Annotated in this window: 20 protein-coding genes; 14 read left to right on the plus strand and 6 right to left on the minus strand. The window is 66.6% G+C overall.

Annotated elements, in window-relative coordinates; translation table 11 throughout:
* Positions 1 to 83 precede the first annotated feature (83 nt).
* The 9 genes from QJT82_RS25875 to QJT82_RS25915 all read left to right on the plus strand — a co-directional run bounded on the left by QJT82_RS25875 (position 84) and on the right by QJT82_RS25915 (position 9,815).
* Positions 84 to 1,031: an aminoglycoside 3'-phosphotransferase/choline kinase family protein gene (locus QJT82_RS25875; RefSeq protein ID WP_028340480.1), complete on the plus strand. Its 948-nt coding sequence runs from the start codon at positions 84 to 86 to the stop codon at positions 1,029 to 1,031.
* A 247-nt stretch (positions 1,032 to 1,278) separates the two neighbouring features.
* Positions 1,279 to 2,901, plus strand: a complete 1,623-nt coding sequence (locus QJT82_RS25880; protein ID WP_028340481.1) for an ABC transporter substrate-binding protein — start codon at positions 1,279 to 1,281, stop codon at positions 2,899 to 2,901.
* Between the two features lie 300 nt (positions 2,902 to 3,201).
* The gene (locus QJT82_RS25885; protein WP_028340482.1) at positions 3,202 to 4,215 is read left to right on the plus strand and encodes an ABC transporter permease; all 1,014 of its coding nucleotides are present in this window, start codon (positions 3,202 to 3,204) and stop codon (positions 4,213 to 4,215) included.
* A gap of 3 nt (positions 4,216 to 4,218) precedes the next feature.
* Complete coding sequence (locus QJT82_RS25890) at positions 4,219 to 5,118, plus strand: ABC transporter permease (protein WP_028340483.1); 900 nt, start codon at positions 4,219 to 4,221, stop codon at positions 5,116 to 5,118.
* Positions 5,119 to 5,215: 97 nt separating this feature from the next.
* A complete protein-coding gene (locus QJT82_RS25895) occupies positions 5,216 to 7,033 on the plus strand; it encodes an ABC transporter ATP-binding protein (protein WP_028340484.1) in 1,818 nt (605 codons plus the stop codon).
* A gap of 70 nt (positions 7,034 to 7,103) precedes the next feature.
* Positions 7,104 to 7,283 carry a DUF4089 domain-containing protein gene (locus tag QJT82_RS25900; protein ID WP_018269566.1) on the plus strand — a complete coding sequence of 60 codons (180 nt, stop codon included), beginning with the start codon at positions 7,104 to 7,106 and terminating at the stop codon, positions 7,281 to 7,283.
* A 7-nt stretch (positions 7,284 to 7,290) separates the two neighbouring features.
* Positions 7,291 to 8,688 (plus strand): AtzE family amidohydrolase, encoded by a 1,398-nt coding sequence (locus QJT82_RS25905; RefSeq protein WP_028340485.1) that lies wholly within the window; start codon positions 7,291 to 7,293, stop codon positions 8,686 to 8,688.
* Position 8,689: 1 nt separating this feature from the next.
* On the plus strand, positions 8,690 to 9,082 hold the full coding sequence (gene hpxZ, locus QJT82_RS25910; protein ID WP_028340486.1) for an oxalurate catabolism protein HpxZ: 393 nt from the start codon (positions 8,690 to 8,692) through the stop codon (positions 9,080 to 9,082).
* 13 nt (positions 9,083 to 9,095) lie between these two features.
* Complete coding sequence (locus QJT82_RS25915; RefSeq protein ID WP_028340487.1) at positions 9,096 to 9,815, plus strand: GntR family transcriptional regulator; 720 nt, start codon at positions 9,096 to 9,098, stop codon at positions 9,813 to 9,815.
* A 53-nt stretch (positions 9,816 to 9,868) separates the two neighbouring features.
* Here QJT82_RS25915 and atzF read toward each other — a convergent pair whose 3' ends face one another.
* The gene (gene atzF / locus QJT82_RS25920; RefSeq protein WP_051447850.1) at positions 9,869 to 11,698 is read right to left on the minus strand and encodes an allophanate hydrolase; all 1,830 of its coding nucleotides are present in this window, start codon (positions 11,696 to 11,698) and stop codon (positions 9,869 to 9,871) included.
* A 194-nt stretch (positions 11,699 to 11,892) separates the two neighbouring features.
* Positions 11,893 to 12,372, minus strand: coding sequence for a MarR family winged helix-turn-helix transcriptional regulator (locus tag QJT82_RS25925; RefSeq protein WP_051447852.1), 480 nt, complete (start codon positions 12,370 to 12,372; stop codon positions 11,893 to 11,895).
* Positions 12,373 to 12,585: 213 nt separating this feature from the next.
* Here QJT82_RS25925 and QJT82_RS25930 point away from each other — a divergent pair, with 213 nt between their 5' ends.
* The gene (locus QJT82_RS25930) at positions 12,586 to 14,433 is read left to right on the plus strand and encodes a feruloyl-CoA synthase (protein WP_028340490.1); all 1,848 of its coding nucleotides are present in this window, start codon (positions 12,586 to 12,588) and stop codon (positions 14,431 to 14,433) included.
* Between the two features lie 460 nt (positions 14,434 to 14,893).
* On the opposite strand, the gene QJT82_RS25935 is transcribed toward QJT82_RS25930, so the two are convergent.
* Complete coding sequence (locus QJT82_RS25935) at positions 14,894 to 15,418, minus strand: MarR family winged helix-turn-helix transcriptional regulator (protein ID WP_028340491.1); 525 nt, start codon at positions 15,416 to 15,418, stop codon at positions 14,894 to 14,896.
* 82 nt (positions 15,419 to 15,500) lie between these two features.
* Here QJT82_RS25935 and QJT82_RS25940 point away from each other — a divergent pair, with 82 nt between their 5' ends.
* Together QJT82_RS25940 and QJT82_RS25945 are read left to right on the plus strand one after the other, a co-directional pair.
* A complete protein-coding gene (locus QJT82_RS25940) occupies positions 15,501 to 16,703 on the plus strand; it encodes a cytochrome P450 (protein WP_028340492.1) in 1,203 nt (400 codons plus the stop codon).
* Between the two features lie 53 nt (positions 16,704 to 16,756).
* Positions 16,757 to 17,983 carry an ABC transporter substrate-binding protein gene (locus QJT82_RS25945; RefSeq protein WP_035631477.1) on the plus strand — a complete coding sequence of 409 codons (1,227 nt, stop codon included), beginning with the start codon at positions 16,757 to 16,759 and terminating at the stop codon, positions 17,981 to 17,983.
* Positions 17,984 to 18,181: 198 nt separating this feature from the next.
* Here the strand turns inward: QJT82_RS25945 and QJT82_RS25950 are convergent, their stop codons facing one another.
* Positions 18,182 to 18,835, minus strand: coding sequence for an isochorismatase family cysteine hydrolase (locus tag QJT82_RS25950; protein WP_028340494.1), 654 nt, complete (start codon positions 18,833 to 18,835; stop codon positions 18,182 to 18,184).
* Positions 18,836 to 18,983: 148 nt separating this feature from the next.
* On the opposite strand from QJT82_RS25950, the gene QJT82_RS25955 reads away from it, so the two are divergent.
* The gene (locus QJT82_RS25955; protein ID WP_028340495.1) at positions 18,984 to 19,934 is read left to right on the plus strand and encodes a helix-turn-helix domain-containing protein; all 951 of its coding nucleotides are present in this window, start codon (positions 18,984 to 18,986) and stop codon (positions 19,932 to 19,934) included.
* Between the two features lie 176 nt (positions 19,935 to 20,110).
* Here QJT82_RS25955 and QJT82_RS25960 read toward each other — a convergent pair whose 3' ends face one another.
* Both QJT82_RS25960 and QJT82_RS25965 read right to left on the minus strand, forming a co-directional pair.
* Positions 20,111 to 21,385 carry an NAD(P)/FAD-dependent oxidoreductase gene (locus QJT82_RS25960; protein ID WP_028340496.1) on the minus strand — a complete coding sequence of 425 codons (1,275 nt, stop codon included), beginning with the start codon at positions 21,383 to 21,385 and terminating at the stop codon, positions 20,111 to 20,113.
* 108 nt (positions 21,386 to 21,493) lie between these two features.
* Positions 21,494 to 22,900, minus strand: coding sequence for an MFS transporter (locus QJT82_RS25965; RefSeq protein WP_028340497.1), 1,407 nt, complete (start codon positions 22,898 to 22,900; stop codon positions 21,494 to 21,496).
* Between the two features lie 181 nt (positions 22,901 to 23,081).
* Between QJT82_RS25965 and QJT82_RS25970 the strand changes: the two genes are divergently transcribed.
* Entirely contained in the window at positions 23,082 to 23,390 is a 309-nt protein-coding gene (locus QJT82_RS25970) for a hypothetical protein (RefSeq protein WP_028333780.1), read from the plus strand.
* The last annotated feature ends 23 nt before the right edge of the window (positions 23,391 to 23,413 follow it).

Consider the following 23,413-nt stretch of genomic DNA (forward strand, 5'->3'; position numbering starts at 1 on the left):
GCCGCGATCCCGCTTACAATCAAATTCGGTGGTAATGGGTCCTGGCTTTCGCCAGGACGACAGCGTTGAGAGGCCGCGCGCGAATGCATCTTCCTTCCCTCACCGACTACGACAGCTACCGCGCCTGGCGCAGCGACGCGTCGCGCTGGCTGCCGGTCGCGCGCGATATTGCCGATGGCCACGGGCTGTCGTGCGCCGCGCCGCACGTGTTCTCGACCGGTACCAACCTCGTCGTCGGGCTCGACGATGGCCTGATCCTCAAACTCTTCCCGCCGTTTCTGCGTCCGCAATTCGTGTCCGAGCGCGGCGCACTCGCGGTGTTGCGCGGACGGCTCGGCATTCCGATTCCCGACCTGGTCGCAGAGGGCGAGCGTGACGGCTGGCCCTATCTCGTCATCACGCACCTCGCCGGCACCGTCGGTTCGGAGGTGTGGCCGTCGCTGTCGGAAGCCGAGCGGGAGCGCGTGCTCGCCGAGATCGGGGCCGTGATTGCCGAGGTGCAGCGCGTGCCGCCCGGCAGCCTGCTCGCGCTCGAGCCGCGCTGGGAGGCCTTCATGCGCACCCAGATCGCGCAGTGCCGGACCCGGCACCAACGGCTCGGCCTGCCGGCGAAATTCCTCGCCTCGCTCGGCGATCTCCTGCGTGACGCCACTGAGTTGATCCCGATGACCGCGCCGCCGGTGATCCTGACCGGCGAATACATCCCGGAGAACTTTCTGCTCGGACGCCGGGCCGACGGCTGGCACGTCGCTGGCCTGTTCGACTTCGGCGACGTCCGGACGGGGTGGGGTGAGTACGACCTGCTCGGCCCCAGCGCTTTCATGGCCGCCGGGCATCCGCGCCGGGTGCGCAGCCTGTTCGATGGCTTTGGCATCCCGCGTGCCGAGGTGACGTTCACCCTGAAGCGGCGGCTGATGGCGCTCTTGATGCTGCACTCTGCCAGCGATCCGCTCCGGCACATCTGCATCGAGCGTTGGCCGGAGCGGGTCGATGACTTCGTGCAATTGCAGGAGCTGATCTGGCCGGATTAGCGCTCTTCAGCGCGCGGCTTCTCTCGCCGGTCACAAAGCGAGCAGGAGTCGTTTCCTGCTCATATATTGAGCATAGAGCCTGTCTTTGTATGCAATTGGCGATCTGAGAGTTTGCCAGACCGGGGTACCGGTCGACGTTTTCTCTCGCACCGGCAAGGCATTAGCAGGACATAAGATTTCGTTAAGGGTTGGCACAATCCTTGCGATCTGAGTTCCAAGGCCGTTCCCAAGGGCGTTGGAGCATCACATGAAGCGTCGCGATTTCCTCAAATCGGTGTCCGGGTTGGCAGCGGGCGCCCTGGCGCCGACCGCGCCCGCGATCTGGTCGCCGGCAAAGGCCGATGCGCGCTCCGAGACGCTGCTCATCGTCTCCGAAGGCGGTCCCAACAATCTCGATATCCATGGCGTCGGCACCAACGTGCCGGGCTACGAGGTGTCGTGGAATTGCTACGACCGCCTGATCAGCCACGAGATGAAGAGCGGTCCGGGCGGCGTGCCCTATTACGACCGCGACAAGTTCAAGGGTGAGCTCGCCGAGGACATCACCATCGGCGACATGTCGGTCACCTTCAAGCTGCGCAAGAACGCCAAATTCCACGACGGCACGCCTGTCACGGCGAAGGACGTCAAATGGTCGCTCGACCGTGCCGTCTCTGTCGGCGGCTTCCCGACCTTCCAGATGAGCGCGGGCTCGCTGACCAAGCCCGAGCAGTTCGTGATCGTCGACGACACCACGGTGCGCGTCGACTTCCTGAAGAAGGACAAGCTGACGATCCCCGACCTCGCGGTGATCGTGCCCTGCGTCGTCAACTCCGAGCTGGTGAAGAAGAACGCCAGCGAGAAGGATCCGTGGGGTCTCGAATTCACCAAGCAGCAGACCGCGGGCTCCGGCGCCTACAAGGTGACCAAGTGGACCGCCGGCACCGAAGTCGTCATGGAGCGCAACGACGATTGGGTCTGCGGTCCGCTGCCGAAGATCAAGCGCGTGATCTGGCGCATGGTGCCGCAGGCCGGCAACCGCCGCGCGTTGCTCGAGCGCGGTGATGCCGACATCTCCTACGAGCTGCCGTTCAAGGATTTCCAGGAGATGAAGGCGAACGGCAAGCTCAACGTGGTCTCGCTGCCGTTCTCCAACGGCATCCAATATATCGGCATGAACGTGACCAAGCCGCCGTTCGACAATCCCAAGGTACGGCAGGCCATGGCCTACGCGATGCCGTACCAGAAGATCATGGATGCGGTGCTGTTCGGTCTCGCCAACCCGATGTTCGGCGCGGCAAAGGACAAGCCGACCGAGGTCGCCTGGCCGCAGCCGACGAAATATTACACCGACATGGAGAAGGCCAAGGCGCTGCTCACTGAAGCCGGCTACGCCAACGGCTTCGAGACCACGATCTCGTTCGACCTGAATTTCGCTGGAGTCAACGAGCCGCTCTGTGTGCTGGTGCAGGAGAGCCTCGCGCAGCTCGGCATCAAGACCACGATCAACAAGGTGCCCGGCGCCAACTGGCGCACCGAGCTCACCAAGAAGGAAATGCCGCTGTTCACCAACGTGTTCTCGGGCTGGCTCGATTACCCCGAGTACTTCTTCTACTGGTGCTATCACGGCAACAATTCGATCTTCAACACGATGAGCTACAAGTCGCCCGAAATGGACAAGCTCATCGACGGCGCGCGCGTCGCCGCCGCGAATGGCGACACCGCGGCCTACGACGCCGACGTCAAGGGTTTCGTCGATCTCGCCTTCGCCGACATCCCGCGCATCCCGCTCTATCAGCCCTTCGTCAACGTCGCGATGCAGAGGAACGTGACCGGCTACGAATACTGGTTTCACCGCCGGTTGGACTATCGCGCGATGGCGAAGGGGTGAGGCGGTGATGCGCTCCGTCCGCGACACATCGGCAAATGGTGTGGGTTCACGTGAGGTGAGCACGCCTCTCAGGCTCCCTCCCCCCTTGCGGGGGAGGGTGGGGAGAGGGGTGCGCCGCATACGCGCAAGGACGACGCCAGGCGAGATCGCGCATCGCGCTTCTCTGGCTCACGTACAGACCAAGGGGGCGCTCCATCTCATAGCAGAGCAAGCGGCACCCCTCTCCCCAACCCTCCCCCGCAAGGGGGGAGGGAGCCCGTCCAGTACCGTTGTGGCTTTCTTCGACATCCGGAGAGCAGCATGCTGACCCTGGTCGGCAAGCGCCTCTTGTTCGCGATCCCCTCGCTGATCGGGGTCGTGATCGTGACGTTCCTTTTGACGCGCGCGCTGCCGGGTGATCCTGCGGCGTATTTTGCCGGTCCGGCAGCCACCAAGGAGGCGGTCGACCAGATCCGGAAGAAGCTCGGCTTCGACAAGCCGCTGATCGAGCAGTTCGTCCGCTACACCAGCGATCTCGCCCATGGCGATCTCGGCACGTCGCTCACCACGGGCCAGCCGGTGGCAGCCGAGCTGCGCAACCGCCTGCCGGCGTCGGCCGAGCTCACTCTGCTCGGCCTTGTCGTCTCCATCGTGATCGCGATCCCGCTCGGCGTGCTGGCGGCGACGCGGCCGGGCTCCTGGATCGACCATCTCTGCCGCGTCACCACCACGGCCGGCGTGTCGCTGCCGGTGTTCTTCACCGGGCTCGTGCTGGTCTATGTGTTCTATTTCCGGCTCGGCTGGTCGCCGGCGCCGCTCGGCCGGCTCGACGTGTTCGCTAGCGCGCCGCCGACCGTCACCGGCTTCTATGTCATCGACACGCTGATCGCGCGGGACTTCGAGGCGTTTCGCTCGGCGCTCAGCCAATTGATCCTGCCGGCGGTGACGCTCGCGATCTTCTCGCTGGCGCCGATCGCGCGGATGACGCGGGCCTCGATGCTGGCGGTGCTGGCGTCCGACTTCGTCCGCACCGCGCGCGCCAGTGGCCTGTCGCCCGGCAAGGTGATCGTCACTTACGCGTTTCGGAACGCGATGCTGCCGGTCATCACCACGCTCAGCATGGTGTTCTCCTTCCTGTTGGGCGCCAATGTGCTGGTGGAGAAGGTGTTCGCCTGGCCCGGCATTGGCTCCTACGCGGTCGAGGCGCTGATCGCGTCCGACTTCGCGCCGGTGCAGGGCTTCGTGCTGACCATGGCGGTCATGTACGTGCTGCTCAATCTCCTGATCGACATCCTCTACGGCGTGATCGATCCCCGCGTCAGGCTGGAGGGCTAGAGCATGAGTACCGTAGCTCCAACCGTCGAGCCCGCAGGTCCCGCCCGCACGTCGGCCCTTGCCGCGATGTTCGAGCAGACCCGCTACGTTTTGAGCGAAAACAAGGTCACCGGCTTTGCCTTCGCGCTGCTGGTCCTGATCCTGTTTGCCGCCCTGTTCGGGCCCTACGTCGTGCCGTACGACCCGCTCGCCTCCGACACCGCGGCAGCATTGAAGCCGCCGTCCGCCGCGCACTGGTTCGGCACCGACCAGCTCGGCCGCGACATCTTCAGCCGCGTCATCGTGGCCACGCGGCTCGACACCTTCATCGCGGTTGCCTCCGTGGTGCTGGTGTTCCTGATGGGCGGGCTGGCCGGCATCGCCGCCGGCTATTTCGGCGGCTGGACCGACCGCATCGTCGGCCGCATCGCCGACACCATCATGGCGTTTCCGCTGTTCGTGCTGGCGATGGGCATCGTCGCGGCGCTCGGCAACACCGTGCAGAACATCATCATCGCGACCGCGATCGTGAACTTCCCACTCTACGCCCGCGTCGCGCGCGCCGAGGCCAACGTCCGCCGCAACGCCGGCTTCGTGCAGGCGGCGCGGCTGTCCGGCAATGGCGAATACCGCATTCTGCTCGGGCACATCCTGCCCAACATCATGCCGATCATGATCGTGCAGATGTCGCTGACCATGGGTTATGCGATCCTCAACGCCGCGGGCCTTTCCTTTATCGGGCTCGGCGTCCGGCCACCGACCGCCGAGTGGGGCATCATGGTCGCCGAGGGCGCGGGCTTCATGGTGTCGGGCGAATGGTGGATCGCACTGTTCCCGGGCCTTGCGCTGATGATCGCGGTGTTCTGCTTCAACCTGCTCGGCGACGGCCTGCGCGACATCGTCGACCCGCAGCGGAGGACATGATGCCTGTCTCGGCCCGGTGTCGCGCTACCGCTTCGCTCCTTTGCATGGGGTTGTTTTGCGGATTTTTGTATGACGCCCCCCATGAGGGGAGGTGCGCATGACCGCCCAGCCGCTGCTCGACGTCAGCGACCTCACGGTCGAGTTCACGACGCGTCGCGGCATCGTCAAGGCGGTGCAGCACGTCAACATATCCATCGGCAAGGGCGAGGCCGTCGGCATCGTCGGCGAGTCCGGCTCCGGCAAGTCGGTGACCTCCTATGCCGTGATGCGGATTCTCGATCGCGCCGGCCGGATCGCCGAGGGCTCGGTGATGTTCTCCGGCATCGACGTCAAGTCGGCGACCGAGAGCCAGATGCGCGATCTGCGCGGCCGCGAAGTCTCGATGATCTTCCAGAATCCGCGCGCCGCGCTCAATCCGATCCGCAAGGTCGGGCACCAGATCGAGGACGTGCTGCGCCAGCACGTCCAGCAGGCCCAGGTCACCGATCGCGGCGAGAAGGCGATCGAGGCGCTGGAGCAGGTCAAGATCGCGCGCGCACGCGAGCGCTACCACGCCTATCCGTTCGAGCTGTCCGGCGGCATGTGCCAGCGCGTCGTCATCGCGCTGGCGCTGGCCTGCAATCCGCAGCTTCTGATCGCCGATGAGCCGACCACCGGGCTCGACGTCACCACCCAGAAGGCGGTGATGGATCTGATCGTCGAGCTGACCCGGCGCCGATCGATGTCGACGATCCTGATCACCCATGACCTCGGCCTCGCTGCCGCCTATTGCGACCGCGTCGTGGTGATGGAGAAGGGCCGCGTGGTCGAGACCGCAAGGTCGGTCGACATCTTTGCGTCGCCGCAGCACGACTACACCAGGAAGCTGATGCGCGCGACGCCGCGGCTCGGCGTGTCGTTGAGGGATTTGTTGCCGGAGGAGGAGGTGGCGACGCTTTCTTCCGCCTCGCCCCGCGTGCGGGGAGAGGCCGACGCGCGCAGCGCGGCGGGTGAGGGGGACTCTCCAAGCACTGTGCTCGTGGAGGCGGCCCCTCACCCCAACCCTCTCCCCGTAAAGAACGGGGAGAGGGAGCGGATAGAGCCCCTCCTGCTTGTCGAGAAACTCGTCAAGGAATATCCGCGTCAGGGCGCGGGCTCGGTGTTGGCAAAGCTGTTCGGCCGCAAGCCGCCGGTCGAGGAGGAGATATTCCGCGCGGTCGACGGCATCAGTTTCTCGATCGACCATGGCGAGAGCGTCGGGCTGGTCGGGGAATCCGGCTGCGGCAAGTCGACGACGTCGATGATGGTGATGCGGCTGCTGGACCAGACTTCCGGCCGCATCATGTTCGACGGCGAGGACATCGGCGGGATCACGCCGCAGTCCTTCGCGCGATCGCCGCGGCGCAGCCAGATCCAGATGGTGTTTCAGGATCCGACCGACAGCCTCAACCCGCGCTTCACCGCGGCGCGCGCGATCGCGGACCCGATCATGCAGCTCGGCGACATCAGCGGGCGCGACGCGCTCCGCGACCGCTGCGAGGAGCTTGCGCGGCTGGTCGGCCTGCCGGTCAATCTGTTGGACCGCTTCCCGCACCAGCTCTCCGGCGGCCAGAAGGCCCGCGTCGGCATCGCGCGCGCCATCGCGCTGCACCCGAAGCTCGTCATCCTCGACGAGCCGACGGCGGCACTTGATGTCTCGGTGCAGGCGGTGGTGCTCAATCTGCTGCAGGACCTCAAGCAGTCGATGGGCATGAGCTATTTGTTCGTGTCGCACGACCTCAATGTCGTGCGCCTGCTGTGCGATCGCGTCATCGTGATGCGCGCCGGCCGCATCGTGGAGCAGGGCACATCCGAACACGTCTTGGGCAATCCGCAGGATGCCTATACAAGGGAGCTGCTGACGGCGATCCCGCATCCGCCTCTGCCGGTGTCTTGACGCATGATCCGGAAAAGTGGGGCCGGTTTTCCGGATATAGATCATGCGCAAAATCGTTATTGGGAGCGAAATGACCGATCATCTCGACGACTATATGAACGCCGTCGCCCGCGCGATGGCGTTGCCGCTGGAGGACGCCTGGCGTCCCGCGGTGCGCGCCAATCTCGACGTCTCGCTGCGGCTGGCGCGGCTGGTCGATGACTTCCCGCTGCCGGACGACGTCGTGTCGGCTGCCGTCTATTCGACCTGAGATCGCGATGTCCGAAACTCCCGCTTCCATGTCGGCCGCCGAGATCGCGCAGGCCGTATCAAGCCGCAAGATCACGGCCCTCGCCGCGACCGAGGCTGCGCTCGCGCGGATCGCGGCGCATGACAAGGTCCTCAATGCCTTCACCGACGTCACCGCCGATCGCGCGCGTGCCAGGGCCAGCGCGGTCGACGCCGCGATCGCGACCGGTCAGCCGGTCGGCCCGCTCGCCGGCGTGCCCTTCGCGGTCAAGAACCTGTTCGACGTGCAGGGTCTTCCGACCCGCGCCGGCTCGAAGATCAACCGCGACCTGCCGCCGTCGCCGCGCGACGCGACGCTGATCGAACGGATGGAAGCGGCCGGTGCGGTGCTGGTCGGCGCGCTCAACATGGGCGAATACGCCTACGACTTCACTGGCGAGAACGTGCATGACGGCCCGTCGCGCAATCCGCATGATCCGGCGCGGATGACCGGCGGCTCCTCCGGCGGCTCCGGCAGCGCCGTCGGCGGCGCGCTGGTGCCGATCGCGCTCGGCTCCGATACCAACGGCTCGATCCGCGTGCCGTCGTCGTTCTGCGGCACGTTCGGCCTGAAGCCGACCTATGGCCGGCTGTCGCGCGCGCGGTCCTATCCGTTCGTCGCCAGCCTCGATCATCTCGGCCCGCTGGCGCGCAGCGTGAATGATCTCGCGCTCGCCTATGACGCCATGCAGGGACCTGACGCCGATGATCCGGCCTGCATCGTGCAGTCGGTCGAGCCGACTGTGCCGTTGCTTGCCAATGATATTGGCGGGCTGCGGGTTGCGATCGCCGGCGGCTATTTCCAGCAGAATCTGTTTCCGGAGGCGGCAGAGGCGGTCGCGCGCGTCGCGAAGGCGCTCGGTGCCACGCGGACCGTGGAGCTTCCCGAAGCGGCGCGCGCCCGCGCCGCCGCCTACATCATCACCACGACCGAGGGTGCCGCGCTGCATCTCGATCACCTGCGCAAGCGTCCCAACGATTTCGATCCGGCGGTGCGCGACCGTCTCATTGCGGGCGCGATGATCCCTGCGGTCTATGTCGACAAGGCGCAGAAATTCCGCCGCTGGTATCGCGCCAGGGTGCTGGAGCTGTTCCAGTCGGTCGACGTGATCCTGGCGCCGGCGACGCCGTGCACCGCGCCGAAGATCGGCCAGGCCAGTTTCACGCTCGACGGCGTCGAGCTTCCGGTGCGCGCCAATATCGGCATCCACACCCAGCCGATCTCCTTCATCGGCCTGCCGGTGGTCGCCGTGCCGGTACCGCTTGAACCGATGCCGATCGGCGTGCAGATCATCGCGGCGCCCTGGCGCGAGGACGTCGCACTGCGGGTCGCCTACGCGCTGGAACAGATGGGCGTTGTGGCCGCGCCGGCGCCGAGAGGACTCTGATATGGATATCGATCTTCCCGATGTGGTCGCCGAGGTCACCGCGCAGTTCCAGCGATATGAGAAAGCGCTGGTCTCGAACGATGTTGCCGTGCTCGACGAGTTGTTCCGCGACGACCGCCGTACGCTGCGTTACGGCATTGGCGAGAACCTCTATGGCTATGCCGAGATCATGGCGTTTCGCGCGGGACGCTCGCCGGTCGGGCTGATGCGCAAGATCGAGCGGACCGTGATCACGACCTATGGCCGCGACACCGCGATCGCCTCGACGCTGTTCTACCGGGACACCGCACCGGGCAGGTTGGGGCGGCAGATGCAGACCTGGATTCGTTTCCCCGAGGGCTGGAGAATCGTCGCGGCCCATGTCAGCGTCATCGATGAACCCAAAGGTGCTTGAAGGGCGATCGAGGATGAGCCTGGACGATCTGCCGCAGGGCGCAGAATCCGAGATGACGGTGCGCCGCATCGACCGTCCGTCGTCGCTGGTCGACAAGGTCACCCGTGCCGAAGAGCTGCGGCTGCAGCTTGCCGACGAGATCGTGCGCGGCGCGCTGCCGCCGGGGGCCGGGCTCGACGAGACCGACCTTGCGCGGCGATTCAACGTCTCGCGCACCCCGGTGCGCGAAGCGCTGCGGCAGCTTGCCGCCAGCGGCCTGATCGATGCCCGCGCGCATCGCGGCGCCGTGGTGGCGCGGCCCTCGCTTGAACGGCTCACCGGCATGTTCGAGGCGATGGCCGAGCTGGAGGCGATCTGCGCCGGCCTCGCCGCCGAGCGGATGACACCGGCGGAGCGCCACGCGCTGGAAGCGATCCACGAGGAATTGCGGGTGCTGAGCTATACCGGCAATCCCGAGCGCTTCCACGAGGTCAATGAGCGCTTCCACAACGCGATCTATGCCGGTTCGCAGAACGCCTATATTGCCGAGATCACCCTGGCGACGCGGGTGCGCGTGCAGCCGTTCCGCCGCGCCCAGTTCCGCAATCTCGGGCGTCTGGCAAAATCCCACGCCGAGCACGACCGCGTCGTCGTCGCCATCATGCGCGGCGACAAGACAGGCGCCGCCGCGGCGATGCGCGCCCATATCGAGCAGGTGCGCGGGGAATACGAGACCTACGCGGTGTCGGTGTAGCTTCTCCTTACCTCGCCCCGCTTGCGGGGCGAGGGAGCGCACCGCCGAAGCGGCTAGGCCTTCGCCCTTTCCGCCATGAACGCCCGCCAGCCGCCATAGGCGGAAATATCCTTCGCGCCATGGATCGCGGCAGGCTCGACGATGAACCCCTTGGCCTGCCGTCCGTCGGCGAGCCTGATCGTGCCGATCGACAGCGGCGGCGGGATCGCGGCGACGAACTTTCCGAACGCTGCCGGTGACATCGCCCACAGCTCGAGCTTGATCGATGCGCCCGCACCGGCCTCGATGCGCAGCATGCCGGGCTTGGGCGGCGTGGTGTCGAGTGCATACAGCCTGTAGTCCGGCGCGGTGACCGTCTCTTGCAGCAGGCGCGCATCGAGCGTCGTCAGCTCGTGGTTCAGCGCCATGCCGGAGAGATGGGCGCCGACCACCGCGATGGTGATGTCATCGGAGCCCGCCTGCGTCGGCGCGGCGGGGAACGGCGGCTGCGGAAGTGAATTGGCGCCGAGGGTAAGTCCGGTGTCGGCATGGAAGACACGGCCGATGCCGGCAAGCTCGGCATCGCGCCCGCCGCGAGCGAGCAGCGTGATGCCGAACGGCGCGCCGTCGGGCCGCATCGCGGCCGGCAGCGCCAAGCCGCACATGTCGAGCAGATTGACGAAATTGGTGTAGGTGCCGAGCCGCGAGTTCAGCTCGATCGGGTTGGCGAGCACGTCAGCGGTGGAATAGACGGTCGGAGCGGTCGGCAGCACGATCGCATCAAGAGGTGCGAGGCTGCGCTCGGCGACGCGGCGCAGCGCCTCGAGGCGGTACAGCGCAGAAAAAGTATCCGCAGCGGTGGGGCGCGATCCGCCGACGGTGATCTCGCGCGTCACCGGATGGACCGCCTCGGGCGACGACGCGAGCAGGTCGCGGATCACGAGATAGCGCTCCGCAACCCACGGGCCCTCATAGAGCAGCCGTGCGGTCTCATAGAACGGCGCGAGGTCGAACTCGACGAGGTCGGCGCCGAGCGCCCGCCAGCGCTTGCATGCCTCGCCATAGGCCTTCTCGGCCTCATGATCGCCGAAGAATTTCAGCTGGCCGCCTTGGGGAATGCCGAGCTTCAGCTTCCCCGGAAACGCCGCGAGCGGGGCCAGCGGCCGGTTGCGCGAGAACGGATCGGAGTGATCGAGCCCGGACATCACGGCGAGCGCGGCCAGCGCGTCGTCGACGGTGAGCGAGAATATCGAGACGCAGTCGAGCGTGCGGCAGGCCGGCACGACGCCGGTGGTCGAGATCAGCCCAAGGCTCGGCTTAAGCCCGACGATGTTGTTGAGCATCGCCGGGACGCGGCCGCTGCCTGCGGTGTCGGTGCCGAGTGCAAGCGGCACCAGTCCCGCTGAGACCGCGACCGCGGAGCCCGAGCTCGATCCCCCCGGCACCAGATCGCCGCGCACCGGATTTTTGGGAATGCCGTAGGGCGAGCGCACGCCGACCAGGCCGGTGGCGAACTGGTCGAGATTGGTCTTGCCGATGATGATGGCGCCGGCCGCGCGCAGTTTTGCCACTGCGGTGGAATCCTGTGCGGGCACATACGAGAACGCCGGGCAGGCGGCGGTGGTCGGCAGGCCGTTGACGTCGATATTGTCCTTGACCGCGACCGGCACGCCGTAAAGTGGCAACGTCGGATCGGCGAGCCGCTCGGCCTCGGCAAGTGCATCCTTCTCGTCGCGCAGGCTGATGAAAATGGCGGGATCGTTGTGCTCGCGGATGCGCTGGTAGCTGCGCGCCACGGTTTGGGGCGGCGTCGTGGTCCCGGCGCGGTGCGCGGCGACGATCGCGGCGACAGTTTCAGTCACGTGCTTGGCCTCATCTCGTGAGCGGGAGGCGTCGGACGCCATCCGCAAGGGAATTGCAGCCTGAGCGAAGCAAGCAATATGCCATTGTGTACAATTCACCCGCGTCCGTCGCGAGTCGGATTATTGCACAATATCAGTCGCTTGAAATGCCTGTCGGGAACGAACGCCGGCTCGCATGAGAGAGTATCTGCCCAATTTAGAGGCAGCTTTGATCAAGCCGAAATCTCGTCGCGAGGTCAGGTGAAGCAGGCGAGGATCCGCAGCAGCTGCTCGCGGTTTTCCTTGCCGATCTTCTCGGCGACATGCCGCTCATGCTCGGCGGCGAGCCGCTTGAACTGGGCCAGCGCGGTCTTGCCGCGCGCGGTCAAATGCAGCGCATGGGAGCGGCGGTCGGTCGCGGAAGGGACGCGGCTGACGAAGGCGCGTTCTTCCAGGCTGTCGAGCAGATGCACCAGCCGCGCGCGTTCGATGCCGAGCCGCTTTGCCACCGCCATCTGGCTGAGGCCCGGATTGGCCCCGATCACGGTCATCACCGAATACTGAGTTGGGCGGATATCGACCGTCGCCAGCGTCTTGATGAAGTCCTGAAAGATCCAGAGCTGGAAGCGGCGCACCGCATAGCCGGCGTGACCGACCAGCGCGTCGAGGCCGATGTCGTCGCCGGCGTCGCCGTTGGGCGCCCCGCCATTTGCTCCATGCGACCGGGAGCGGCGCATTGCCGCTGCCGTTCCTGCCGCCTTGCGCGATGTCTTTTGCTGGCCTGCCATGACCGCAAGGCTAGCGCGCCCAAGGCGGGATGGAAAGATTGTTGTTGACGACAACAATTGATGTCCGCAACATTATCACCAAAGAGCCCGGCCGGGACCGCGGCGCCGCACCATGTTGCGGCGCGATCCCGCAAAGACACGGGCGAGGAGGAAACCATGACGATGGCCGCCGCCAGCGGAGACAATCCGAGCAGCCTGTTCGCGACGCCCTCGATCGTTGCGGATCGCCGCAACGACGGCAGCATCCTGGTCCGCTCCACCTCGCCGCTGAAGCAGGGCGCCCGCTGCGTCGGCGACTGGCTGGAGCATTGGGCACGGCAGGCCCCGGATCGCGTCTTTCTCGGCGAGCGCGCCAACGCCGAGGCGCCCTGGACCACAGTAAGCTATCGCGACGCGCTCGGCATCGTCCGGCGGGCCGCATCGTGGGTTCTCGCGCAGGGGCTGAGCACGGAACGTCCGCTCGTCATCCTCTCCGACAACGGTATCGATCACGCGTTGTTCGCACTCGCCGCGCAGCATGTCGGCGTGCCCTCGGCTGCGATCTCGCCGGCCTATTCGCTGATGTCGCGGGATTTCGACAAGCTGAAGAGTATGATCAGCCTGCTCGAACCCGGCGCGATCTACGTCACGAGCACAAGGCCGTTCGCTGCGGCGCTTGACGCAATCAAGCCGCTGCATCGCGCAACCATCGTCAGCGGCAATCCCGACGCATTGCCGTTCCGCACCGTGGCGGCCACGCCGGAAGCGCCCGGGGTCGCCAGGGCGTTCGCGGCGGTAACGCCGGACACGATCGCAAAATTCCTGTTCACCTCAGGTTCGACGGGGACGCCGAAGGCCGTGATCAACACCCAGCGCATGCTGACCTCGAGCCAGCAGGCCAAGGCGCAGACCTGGACGTTCCTGGAGCAGTCGCGCGATGATCTGGTCATCCTGGACTGGCTGCCCTGGAGCCACACGTTCGGCGCCAACCACAATTTCAACCTGGTGCTGCGCAACGGCGGCACGCTCTATATCGACGGCGGCAAGCCGGCGCCCGGCCTGTTCGCGACCTCGCTGGCCAACCTGCGCAGCGTGGTGCCGACGGTCTATTTCAACGTGCCGCGCGGCTTCGACATGCTGATCGCGGCGCTGCGCACCGACGACGAACTGCGCAGAAGATTCTTCGAGGGCACCAAATTCGCCTTCTATGCCGGCGCGGCGCTGCCGCAGAATCTGTGGGACGCGCTGGAGGACCTGTCGCTGCGGACCGTCGGCCGCCGGCTGCCGATGGTGTCGGCCTGGGGTTCGACCGAGACCTCGCCGCTGGCGACCGACTGCCACTTCCTGGCCAAACGCTCCGGCAATATCGGCGTGCCGATCCCCGGCACCGAGCTCAAGCTCGTGCCGTCGGGCGACAAGCTCGAGGTCCGGGTGCGCGGGCCCAACGTCACGCCGGGCTACTGGAAGGCGCCTGGGCTCACCGCCGAGGCTTTCGATGACGAGGGTTTTTACAAGATCGGCGACGCCGTCACCTTCGCGGATCCCGCGCGGCCCGATCTCGGCCTGTTCTTCGACGGCCGCGTGGCGGAGGACTTCAAGCTCAATTCCGGCACCTGGGTCAGCGTCGGCACCTTGCGCGTCGCCGGCATCGCGGCGCTGGCGCCGCTCGCGCAGGACATCGTCGTCACCGGCCATGGCCGCGACGAGGTGCGCTTCCTGGTGTTTCCGAACCTCGCCGCCTGCCGTTCGCTGGCAGGGCTGCCCGAGAGCGCCGATGCGAGCGAGGTGATCGGCCATCCGGCGGTCCGTTCCGCGATCGGGCAGGGGCTGGCACGGCTCAAGGCGCAAGGCGGCCATTCCTCCGGCCATGCCACCCGTGCGCTGCTGCTGGCCGAGCCCGCCTCGGTCGATGGCGGGGAGATCACCGACAAGGGTTACATCAACCAGCGCGCCGTGCTGACGCGCCGCGCCGCAGCGGTGGCGGAATTGGAGGACGACGGGTCGGGTGAGCCGATCCGCTGCGCGGGGTGAGATTACGATCCAACAGGATCACGTGAGGAAGGCACCAGCGGATGGGTTCCCTCCCCCCTTGCGGGGGAGGGTTAGGGAGAGGGGTACCGCACGGCGTGCTCTCAATATTCGTACTTTGACCACGAAAGCCCCGACGTTGCGAAGCGACGTTCCCCTCGATCATCTCACCCGGGGCCACCCCTCTCCCCAACCCTCCCCCGCAAGGGGGGAGGGAGCCTGGGCGGCGTGCTCACCTGACTTGATGGCCGCGCCACATTGCGACCCGACGACGCAGTGCATCATCTGTTTTTAGTTGCCCTAGCAACTAAGCTGTGCGAGTTTCCGCCCCATAGGAACAGGGCCGGTCAACGGCCACGCGTTTGGGAGGAAAATGTTGCGCAGCACGGCGCGAGCGGCACGCATGGAAGATCGGGCGAAGACCGCGGGGGGGCCGGGCGCCGCCCGTGGCCCGGCTGCGCCGTCAGGTCGTGCTTTGCCCGGTGACGGCGCCGAGATTCTCGTGCAGCCGGCGCAGCAATTCGATCAGCACCTCGCGCTCGTCTTTTTTCAGGCACGCCAGAAGCCGCCGCTCGCGCTCCAGCGCTGCGACGATGACCTTGTCGTGGATGGCGCGGCCGCGCGCGGTCAGCGTGATCGAATGGGTGCGGCCGTCGTCCGGCGCGGTACGGATAGTCAGCAGGCCGCGCTTCTGCAATGCCGCGAGGTTGCGGCTGACCGGCCCCTTGTCGAAGCCGATCACCTGGCAGATCCGGGAGGCGGGAATGCCCGGCTCGATCGCCAGTTGCGAGATAATCCGCCACTCGGTGACGTTGACGCCGAAATTCTTCTGGTAAAACGCGGTGGCGCTGTTCGACAGCTTGTTGCCGATGAAGGTGATGAACGCCGGCACATAGCGATCAAGGTCCAGCAGCGGGCCATCGCTGGCGTCTGCGGGATCGGCCGGTCTCGGCCGGCGGGGCTTTCGGGGGAGGGGCTGGCTGCTCATCTCTCAAATCATCGCTGCGAAACCGTTCGGGAGCAATAGATATGCGGCCCGTGTTGACAAGATCAAACCTCGGGAGGTCCCGATGACTGCAACAGAAGCTGCGTCCGTCCCGCATCTCGACGTCGATCCGTTCGCGCTCGAGTTCTTCGCCGATCCATTCCCAACCCATGAGCGGCTGCGCGAGGCCGGGCCGGTGGTCTATCTCGACAAGTGGAATGTCTATGGCGTGGCGCGCTACGCCGAGGTCCATGCGGTGCTGAACGACCCCGCGACCTTCTGCTCCAGCCGCGGCGTCGGCCTCAGCGACTTTTCCAAGGAGAAGCCGTGGCGGCCGGCGAGCCTGATCCTGGAGGCCGACCCGCCCGCCCATACCCGGACCCGCGCCGTGCTGAGCACGGTGTTGTCGGCGACCGTGATGAAGCAGCTTCGCGGGCAATTTGCCGCCGCCGCGGAAGCCCGCCTCGATGCGCTGCTGGAGAAGCGCAGGTTCGACGCGATCGCGGACCTTGCGGAAGCCTATCCGTTGTCGATCTTCCCGGATGCGCTCGGCCTGAGGCCGGGGGGCCGCGAGCATCTGCTGCCCTACGCCAGTCTGGTGTTCAATGCCTTCGGCCCGCCGAACGAGCTCCGCAAGGAGGCGATAGAGCGCTCGGCGCCGCATCAGGCCTATGTTGCCGAGCAATGCCAGCGCGACAATCTCACCCCGGGCGGCATCGGCGCCTGCATCCACGCCCATGTCGATACCGGCGCCATTACCGCGACCGAAGCGCCGCTGCTGGTGCGCTCGCTGCTGTCGGCCGGTCTCGACACGACCGTCAACGGTATCGGCGCCGCCGTCTACTGCCTTGCCCGCTTTCCCGACCAGTTCCAGAAGCTGCGCAACGATCCGACGCTGGCGCGCAATGCCTTCGAGGAAGCCGTGCGGTTCGAAAGTCCGGTCCAGACTTTCTTCCGCACCACGACGCGCGACGTCGAGCTCAGTGGGGCCAGCATCGGCGAAGGCGAGAAGGTGCTGATGTTCCTCGCCGCGGCCAATCGTGATCCGCGCCGCTGGGAAGCGCCCGACAGCTACGACATCACGCGTCGTACGTCGGGCCACGTCGGCTATGGGTCGGGCATCCATATGTGCGTCGGCCAGCTCGTCGCCCGTCTCGAAGGCGAGGTGATGATGGCGGCGCTGGCGCGTCGTGTCGCCAGGATCGACATCACCGGCGAGCCGAAGCGCCTTTTCAACAACACGCTGCGCGGGCTCAGCAGCCTGCCGGTCGAGATCACGCCGGCCTGACGAGACGCTCAAGACCAGCAAAAGGTCGATTGAGGAAACATGGGAGGGAGACGATGAGGGGCTTCGGGGTTGGGCGATTGAGGATCGGACTTGCGCTGGCATTGGCCTGCGCCGCGGGCAGCGCACGCGCGGAGATTTCCGGCGACGTGGTGCGCGTCGGCGTGCTCAACGACATTTCCGGCATCTTCCAGGACACCAACGGCATGGGTTCGGTGGAAGCCGCGCGTATGGCCGCGGAGGATTTCGGCGGTGGCGGCAAGGGCATCAAGGTCGAGATCGTCTATGCCGATCACCAGAACAAGGCCGATGTCGGCTCGGCGATCGCGCGCAAATGGCTCGATGTCGAAGGCGTCGATGCCATCGTCGACGTGCCGAACTCGGCGGTCGGGCTCGCCATCAACACCATCCTGCGCGATAGCCGGATGACGTTCCTGGCGTCGTCGACCGCGAGCTCCGACCTCACCGGCAAGGCCTGCTCGCCGAACACCATTCAATGGGTTAACGACGCCTGGGCCACCGGCAACACCACCGCGGCCGCGATGATGCAGCGCGGCGGCAAGGACTGGTACTTTGTGACCGTCGATTATGCGCTCGGCAAAGGCATTGAAGCTGAGGCGACGAACTACATCGAGAAGCACGGCGGCAAGGTGCTGGGCTCGAGCAAGCATCCGCTCGGCACGTCGGACTTCGCGTCCTTCCTGCTCCAGGCGCAGAGCTCGAAAGCAAAAGTCATCGGGCTCGCCAATGCCGGCGGCGACACCATCAACGCGGTGAAGCAGGCGGCCGAGTTCGGCATCCAGCAGGGCGGCCAGACCATGGTGGCGTTCCTGCTGTTCGTGAACGACATCCACGGCATGGGCCTGAAGGTGGCGCAGGGCCTGCAGCTGCTGGAAGCCTTCTACTGGGACATGAACGACGACACCCGCGCGTTCGCCAAACGCTTTGCCGCGCGTCCCGGCATGAACGGCAAGATGCCGAGCGGCAACCAGGCCGGCGTCTATGCCTCGACGCTCGCCTACCTCAACGCGGTTGCCGCCACCGGCAGCGACGACGCAAAGGCGGTGGTGCCGCAGATGAAGACCTTCAAGGGCAAGGACAGACTGTTCGGCGAAACCACGATCCGCCAGGACGGCCGCGTCATCCACCCGATGTATCTGTTCGAGGTGAAGAAGCCGGACGAGTCGAAGTACCCCTACGACTATTACAAGCTGATCGCGACCATCCCGGCCGACCAGGCGTTCCGCCCGCTGGCCGACGGCGGCTGCTCACTGGTGAAGTGAGCCGCGCCGCGAACACCGCTGCGCCCCCTCTCCCCTTGTGGGAGAGGGTTGGGGTGAGGGGTATCTCTCCATGCGGCGTGCTGCGCGGAGAGACCGCGACCCCTCACCCGGATCGCATTTCGCTTCGCTTCATGCGTTCCGGCCTCTCCCACAAGGGGAGAGGCGGACCGAATGTGCGGCGCGCTGTTCGTGAACTCGCTACGCCGCCTTCGGGCTCGCGACCTTGACCCGCGCCAGCATCTCGGCCGCCGTCATCACATGCGCGGTGGAGAACGCGAGGATCGTCAGCGTGGCGCGGTGTACCTCCTCGGCGGACAGCGCGCCCTGGCCGACATCCGGATAATCGAAGGTGCCCGTCGCGTCCGACAGGAAGACGACCTTGTAATTGTGGAACATGGCGTCGCGCGCGGTGGCGTGGCAGCAGTTCTCGGTCGTGGTCCCCGAGATGATCACCGTGGTGATGCCCCATTCGCGCAGGATGAGATCGAGATCGGTGGCGAAGAACGCGCTGTAGCGGTGCTTCTTGATGACGTGCTCGCCGGGGGCGGGCGCGAGGTCGTTGAAGATCTCGACGCCCTCGGTGCCGTCGACCAGGGACGACCGGTCGGCGATCGGCGAATAGAGATCGTCATAGAGCCCCATGTCGCTGCCGTCACGGCGATGCACATGCGCGGTGTAGACGACGCGGATGCCCTTGTCGCGGCAGGCCTTCAGGGTCTGCGCCAACCGCGGCACCATGGCAGCGGCCTGGGCCGAACGCAGCTTGGCGCCCTCGGCCACGAAATCGTTCTGCATGTCGACGACGATCATGACGGTGCGGGCGGGATCGATGATTTCGCATTGGTAGCCCATGTGGTGTCTCCTCCTGGTGAGAGACAATGTCTACGCCGGTTCCCGCGATCGTTCTTGGCTGCGCCGGCCAGCCGCTGGTCTCTGCTTGCCAGAATGGGGGGCTGGACGCAGAATATCCCGCTGCCGGGTTGGGCGGGAGCAAGGTCCGATGCAGACCCCAGATCACACAGTCGTCGCGCAAACGCTTGTTGCGCCGGGCGACAGTTTCGACCGCTGGCATCACGTCACCTGCCGCGAATTCTCGCTGACCGAATGCCGCCGCGTCGCCGACGAGGCGTTCCAGGCATCGATCTCGATCCGCCATCTCGGCCCGCTTGCCATCAACGACATCTGGTCTTCGACGCCGGCCGCCGACCGCATCCGGGTGATGCGCAGCGCGAGCGACGTCCGCAGGGATCCGCGCGACTATTTCATGCTGTGGCTCACGCTGCGCGGCGAGGTCAGCTTTGCGCAAGGCGGCCGCGACGTCCGCATGCGCCGGGGCGATCTGATGCTCCATGACCAGGCGCAGCCGTTCACGCTCGAATTCGCCCCGAGCGCGCGCGCGATCATGGTGTCGATCCCGCGGCCGCTGCTGCTCGCAGGCCTGCCGGATGCGCAGCGCCTGACGGCGCGGCGGGTCGGCAACGCGTCGAAAGTGGGAGCGCTGGCGGGATCGCTGATCCGCCGGCTGACGCAGCTCGATGACGCGGCCGGACCTGCGGCGATACGGCTTAGCGCGGCGGCACTCGATATTTTCGCGACCACGCTGCAGACCGAGCTGACGGACGAAGGGCCGCAGCGCGGCGACGAACGACTGGTGCGGGTCAAGGCCTACATCCTGGCCAATCTCGACGATCCCGGGCTCGATCTCGATGCGATCGCCACCGCGCAGAACATGGCGCCGCGCACGCTCAATCGCCTGTTCGCGCGCGAAGGCTCGACGCCGATCCGCTGGCTGTGGCAGCAGCGCCTCGCCGGCGCCTACCAGGCGCTGGCCGAGCGGCGCTTCAGCCATGTCACCGATGTCGCGCTGAGCTTCGGCTTCAGCGACGTCTCGCATTTCAGCCGCGCCTTCAAGGCCGCGTTCGGCCGCTCGCCGCATCAGGTGATGGGGTGAGGGGCTGCGGTTTGTTGCGTCGTGCACCGATCTCCAATCCGTCACCCTGAGGAGCGCGGAACGCGCGTCTCGAAGGGCGACGGCCCGGCTGGTGGCCGTGCATCCTTCGAGACGCGCTACGCGCTCCTCAGGATGACGGAACGGCGATTGTGCACGGATCGCCGAGGCCGAGTCACCTACTGCGCCACCTTGCTGCTGCCTTGCGTGATCAGCCGTGCGGCGCGCTGGTCGCGGGTGTGGATCCAGAGCCAGTTCATCGCCACCGCAATCCGATGCCGCACGCCGATCAGGAAGTAGATGTGGGCGAGGCCCCAGATCCACCATGCCAGCGAGCCGCGCAGCTTGAGCCAGCCGAAATCGATCACCGCCTTCTTCTTGCCGATCTGGGCGAGGCTGCCGGCATGCTTGTAACGGAACGGCGGCAGCGTCTTGCCGTCGAGCCGGGCCTTGATCAGCGCGGCGACGTAGCGCCCCTCCTGCTTGGCGGCCGGCGCGATGCCGGGCACCGGATTGCCGTCGGGGTCCTTGATCGTGACGGTGTCGCCGACGGCGAAGACATCGGGATGGCCCGGCACGGTCAAATCCGGCTCGACCTGCAGCCGATGGGCGCGATCGGCCGGCGCTTTCAGCCATTCGGCGGCGCGCGAGGCGCGCACGCCGGCGGCCCAGACGATGGTGCGCGCCTCCAGCCGCTTGCCGCCGAACACCACGCCGTCGGCCGAGCATTCGGTGACCGGCTCGCCCAGCATCACCTCGACGCCGAGTTTTTCCAGCGACGCCTGCGCATAGGCCGAGAGATCGTCGGGAAATCCTGCCAGCACGCGCGGGCCCGCCTCGATCAGCACCACGCGCGCCTTGCGCGTATCGATGTGACGGAAGTCTTGCGGCAGCGTGTCCTTGGCGAGGTCGGCGATGGTGCCGGCCATCTCGACGCCGGTCGGCCCGGCGCCGATGATGACGAAGGTCAGCAGCGCCGCGCGCTTGTCCGGATCGGTCTCGCGCTCGGCGCGCTCGAAGGCGACCAGGATGCGCCGCCGCAGCGTGGTGGCGTCCTCCAGCGTCTTCAGGCCGGGCGCGAACGGCTCCCATTCGTCATGGCCGAAATAGGCGTGGCGCGCGCCGGTGGCGAGGACCAGCGTGTCGTAGGGAATGCTGCCGCCGTCGTCGAGTTGCACCTGCTTCGCCACCGCGTCGACGCCGCAGACATTGGCGAACAGCGTCGTCACCTCGGGCCGGTCGCGCAGCAGATAGCGGATCGGCCAGGCGATTTCGCTGGTGGCAAGCGAAGCGGTCGCGACCTGATAGAGCAGCGGCTGGAACAGATGGTGGTTGCGGCGGTCGATCAGGGTGATCTCGACCGGCGCGCCCGCGAGACCGAAGGCGGCTTCCAAGCCGCCGAAGCCGGCGCCGACGATCACCACGCGATGAGGTTTGGCCGGCGCTTGCGTCATCTGATGTCGCCCTCGGGTTCGAACGGCTTCGTCGTTTGATTATGTATTCATTCGCAGCCTCATTCCAACACGAAATGCCCGATCGCCCGATAGCAAAACCCAATCGCCTCACGCATCCTGCGGCGCGGCCGCGGCGACGGCCCGCCGCCGCATCGGCAGGAACAGTCCCGCGACCGCGCCGGCGAATGACAGCGTTGCGGCAAGGCTCATCGCCGATGCGAATCCGTTGGCGAAATATCCGGATGAATCGGCCGCGCCATTGGCGGTGAAACTCGCCACCAGCGCCGCGATGCCGAACATCCCGCCGAGGAAACGGCCCATGTTGAAGACGCCCGACGCCTTGCCGATGTCGCTGACGGCGACCGCGCCCAGCACCGCGTTCTGCGCGGCCGGCATTGCCATCGACACGCCGACGCCGGCGAGCACCAGCGGCGCGACCAGCGCCGAATAGGGCACCGTGGGGCCCACGATCTCGCTGATCCATCCGAGCCCGATCGCCTGCATCAAGAGGCCGGTGACGACCAGCGTGCGCTCGCCGAACCGGTTGACCGCTGCGCCGGCGATCGGCGCGGTGACGAACAGCGTCGCCGTCCACGGCAGCAGACGCAGCCCGGCACCGAAGGCGTCGAAGCCGAGCGCGATCTGCAGGAACTGCGGCAGCAGGAACAGCACGCCATACATCGCGGCGTAGAACAGCACGCTTGCGGCCATGCCTGATGCAAATGGCCGTGCCGCGAACAGCCGCATCGGCACCATCGGGCTTGTGGCGCGCAGCTCCCACAGCACGAACATCGCCGCCAGCGCGACGCCGGCGATCAGCGCGCCCGTCACTTCCGCGCTGGCCCAGCCGACGCCGTTGCCGCGCAGCAGACCCCAGACCAGCGCCAGCGCCGCGAGCGCGACCAGCGCGAGGCCGGTGACGTCCAGCGGCGCCGTCGGCCCAAAACTTTCGCGCAGGCGGGTGATCACGAGGGCGATCGCGACCAGGCCGATCGGCAAATTGATCCAGAAGATCCAGCGCCAGCCGAGATGTTCGGTGATGAAGCCGCCGATCGCGGGACCTATGATCAGCGCGCATCCGGTGATGCCGCTGAAAATGCCGAGCGCGCGGGCGCGCTCCTCCCGGCCGAACGCGCCGCTCAGGATCGCCATCGCCAGCGGCATCACCAGCGCCGCGCCCGCGCCCTGCAGGGCGCGCGCGGCGATCAGGGCCGCGGCGTTGCCGGCCAGCGCGCAGGCCGCCGACGCCACGACGAACAGGCCGATCCCGGCCGCGAACATCCTGCGCCGCCCGAACCGGTCGCCGAGCGCCGCGCCGGTCAGGAGCAGCACCGCGAAGGTCAGGTTGAAGGCGTTGACGGTCCATTGCAGCGTCTCCACGGCGCTTCCGAAATCGGCGCGGATGGTGGCGAAGGCCGTGGTCATGATCATGGCGTCCAGCGCCATCATGAAGGATGCCAGCGCGGTGAGGCCGAGTACCCAGCGCTGTTCGGCGCGCTGCTGAGGGGTCTGCATGGTCGTTCTCCGTTGCCGCGCCGCGAGGTTGCGGCGCGCTTCGCCGGCAAGGACGAACCAGAACGGGCAAAGGATGCGGCCGAAATTTATTTTTGCCGGACCGCATCCTTTGGCGGTTGGCAAACGTCCTTGGGTCTGAGGCGGCCGGTTCAGGCCGCAGAACCAGGCCAAGGAGGCTGCGATGAGACGGACCCTGATCAGGTACAAGGCGAAGCCGGAGATGGCGGAGAAGAATGCCGCGCTGGTGTCGGCCGTGTTCGCCGAGCTGAAGGCGGCGAGGCCCGACGGCGTGCGCTATCTGACCCTGCGGCTGGAGGACGATACCTTCATCCACATGGTCGAGACCGCCGCCGAAGACGGCTCGAGCCCGATCCCGAAACTGGCCGCGTTCCAGGCGTTCCAGGACGGCATCCGCGATCGTTGCGCCGAACCGCCGCTGGTTCGCAGTGCGGTGATTGTCGGGAATTATCGTATGCTGGATGAGCCGTGAACCGACAAGCGTTGAACCGGCGG

The organism is Bradyrhizobium sp. Mp19 (genome assembly GCF_029952935.1).
Lineage (GTDB): Bacteria > Pseudomonadota > Alphaproteobacteria > Rhizobiales > Xanthobacteraceae > Bradyrhizobium > Bradyrhizobium elkanii.

Bases quoted from the DNA above. Each gene is read 5' to 3' on its own strand.
- QJT82_RS25875 (WP_028340480.1), top strand. From the start codon at position 84: ATGCATCTTCCTTCCCTCACCGACTACGACAGCTACCGCGCCTGGCGC.
- QJT82_RS25880 (WP_028340481.1), top strand. From the start codon at position 1,279: ATGAAGCGTCGCGATTTCCTCAAATCGGTGTCCGGGTTGGCAGCGGGC.
- QJT82_RS25885 (WP_028340482.1), top strand. From the start codon at position 3,202: ATGCTGACCCTGGTCGGCAAGCGCCTCTTGTTCGCGATCCCCTCGCTG.
- QJT82_RS25890 (WP_028340483.1), top strand. From the start codon at position 4,219: ATGAGTACCGTAGCTCCAACCGTCGAGCCCGCAGGTCCCGCCCGCACG.
- QJT82_RS25895 (WP_028340484.1), top strand. From the start codon at position 5,216: ATGACCGCCCAGCCGCTGCTCGACGTCAGCGACCTCACGGTCGAGTTC.
- QJT82_RS25900 (WP_018269566.1), top strand. From the start codon at position 7,104: ATGACCGATCATCTCGACGACTATATGAACGCCGTCGCCCGCGCGATG.
- QJT82_RS25905 (WP_028340485.1), top strand. From the start codon at position 7,291: ATGTCCGAAACTCCCGCTTCCATGTCGGCCGCCGAGATCGCGCAGGCC.
- hpxZ (WP_028340486.1), top strand. From the start codon at position 8,690: ATGGATATCGATCTTCCCGATGTGGTCGCCGAGGTCACCGCGCAGTTC.
- QJT82_RS25915 (WP_028340487.1), top strand. From the start codon at position 9,096: ATGAGCCTGGACGATCTGCCGCAGGGCGCAGAATCCGAGATGACGGTG.
- atzF (WP_051447850.1), bottom strand. From the start codon at position 11,698: ATGGCGTCCGACGCCTCCCGCTCACGAGATGAGGCCAAGCACGTGACT.
- QJT82_RS25925 (WP_051447852.1), bottom strand. From the start codon at position 12,372: ATGCGCCGCTCCCGGTCGCATGGAGCAAATGGCGGGGCGCCCAACGGC.
- QJT82_RS25930 (WP_028340490.1), top strand. From the start codon at position 12,586: ATGGCCGCCGCCAGCGGAGACAATCCGAGCAGCCTGTTCGCGACGCCC.
- QJT82_RS25935 (WP_028340491.1), bottom strand. From the start codon at position 15,418: ATGAGCAGCCAGCCCCTCCCCCGAAAGCCCCGCCGGCCGAGACCGGCC.
- QJT82_RS25940 (WP_028340492.1), top strand. From the start codon at position 15,501: ATGACTGCAACAGAAGCTGCGTCCGTCCCGCATCTCGACGTCGATCCG.
- QJT82_RS25945 (WP_035631477.1), top strand. From the start codon at position 16,757: ATGAGGGGCTTCGGGGTTGGGCGATTGAGGATCGGACTTGCGCTGGCA.
- QJT82_RS25950 (WP_028340494.1), bottom strand. From the start codon at position 18,835: ATGGGCTACCAATGCGAAATCATCGATCCCGCCCGCACCGTCATGATC.
- QJT82_RS25955 (WP_028340495.1), top strand. From the start codon at position 18,984: ATGCAGACCCCAGATCACACAGTCGTCGCGCAAACGCTTGTTGCGCCG.
- QJT82_RS25960 (WP_028340496.1), bottom strand. From the start codon at position 21,385: ATGACGCAAGCGCCGGCCAAACCTCATCGCGTGGTGATCGTCGGCGCC.
- QJT82_RS25965 (WP_028340497.1), bottom strand. From the start codon at position 22,900: ATGCAGACCCCTCAGCAGCGCGCCGAACAGCGCTGGGTACTCGGCCTC.
- QJT82_RS25970 (WP_028333780.1), top strand. From the start codon at position 23,082: ATGAGACGGACCCTGATCAGGTACAAGGCGAAGCCGGAGATGGCGGAG.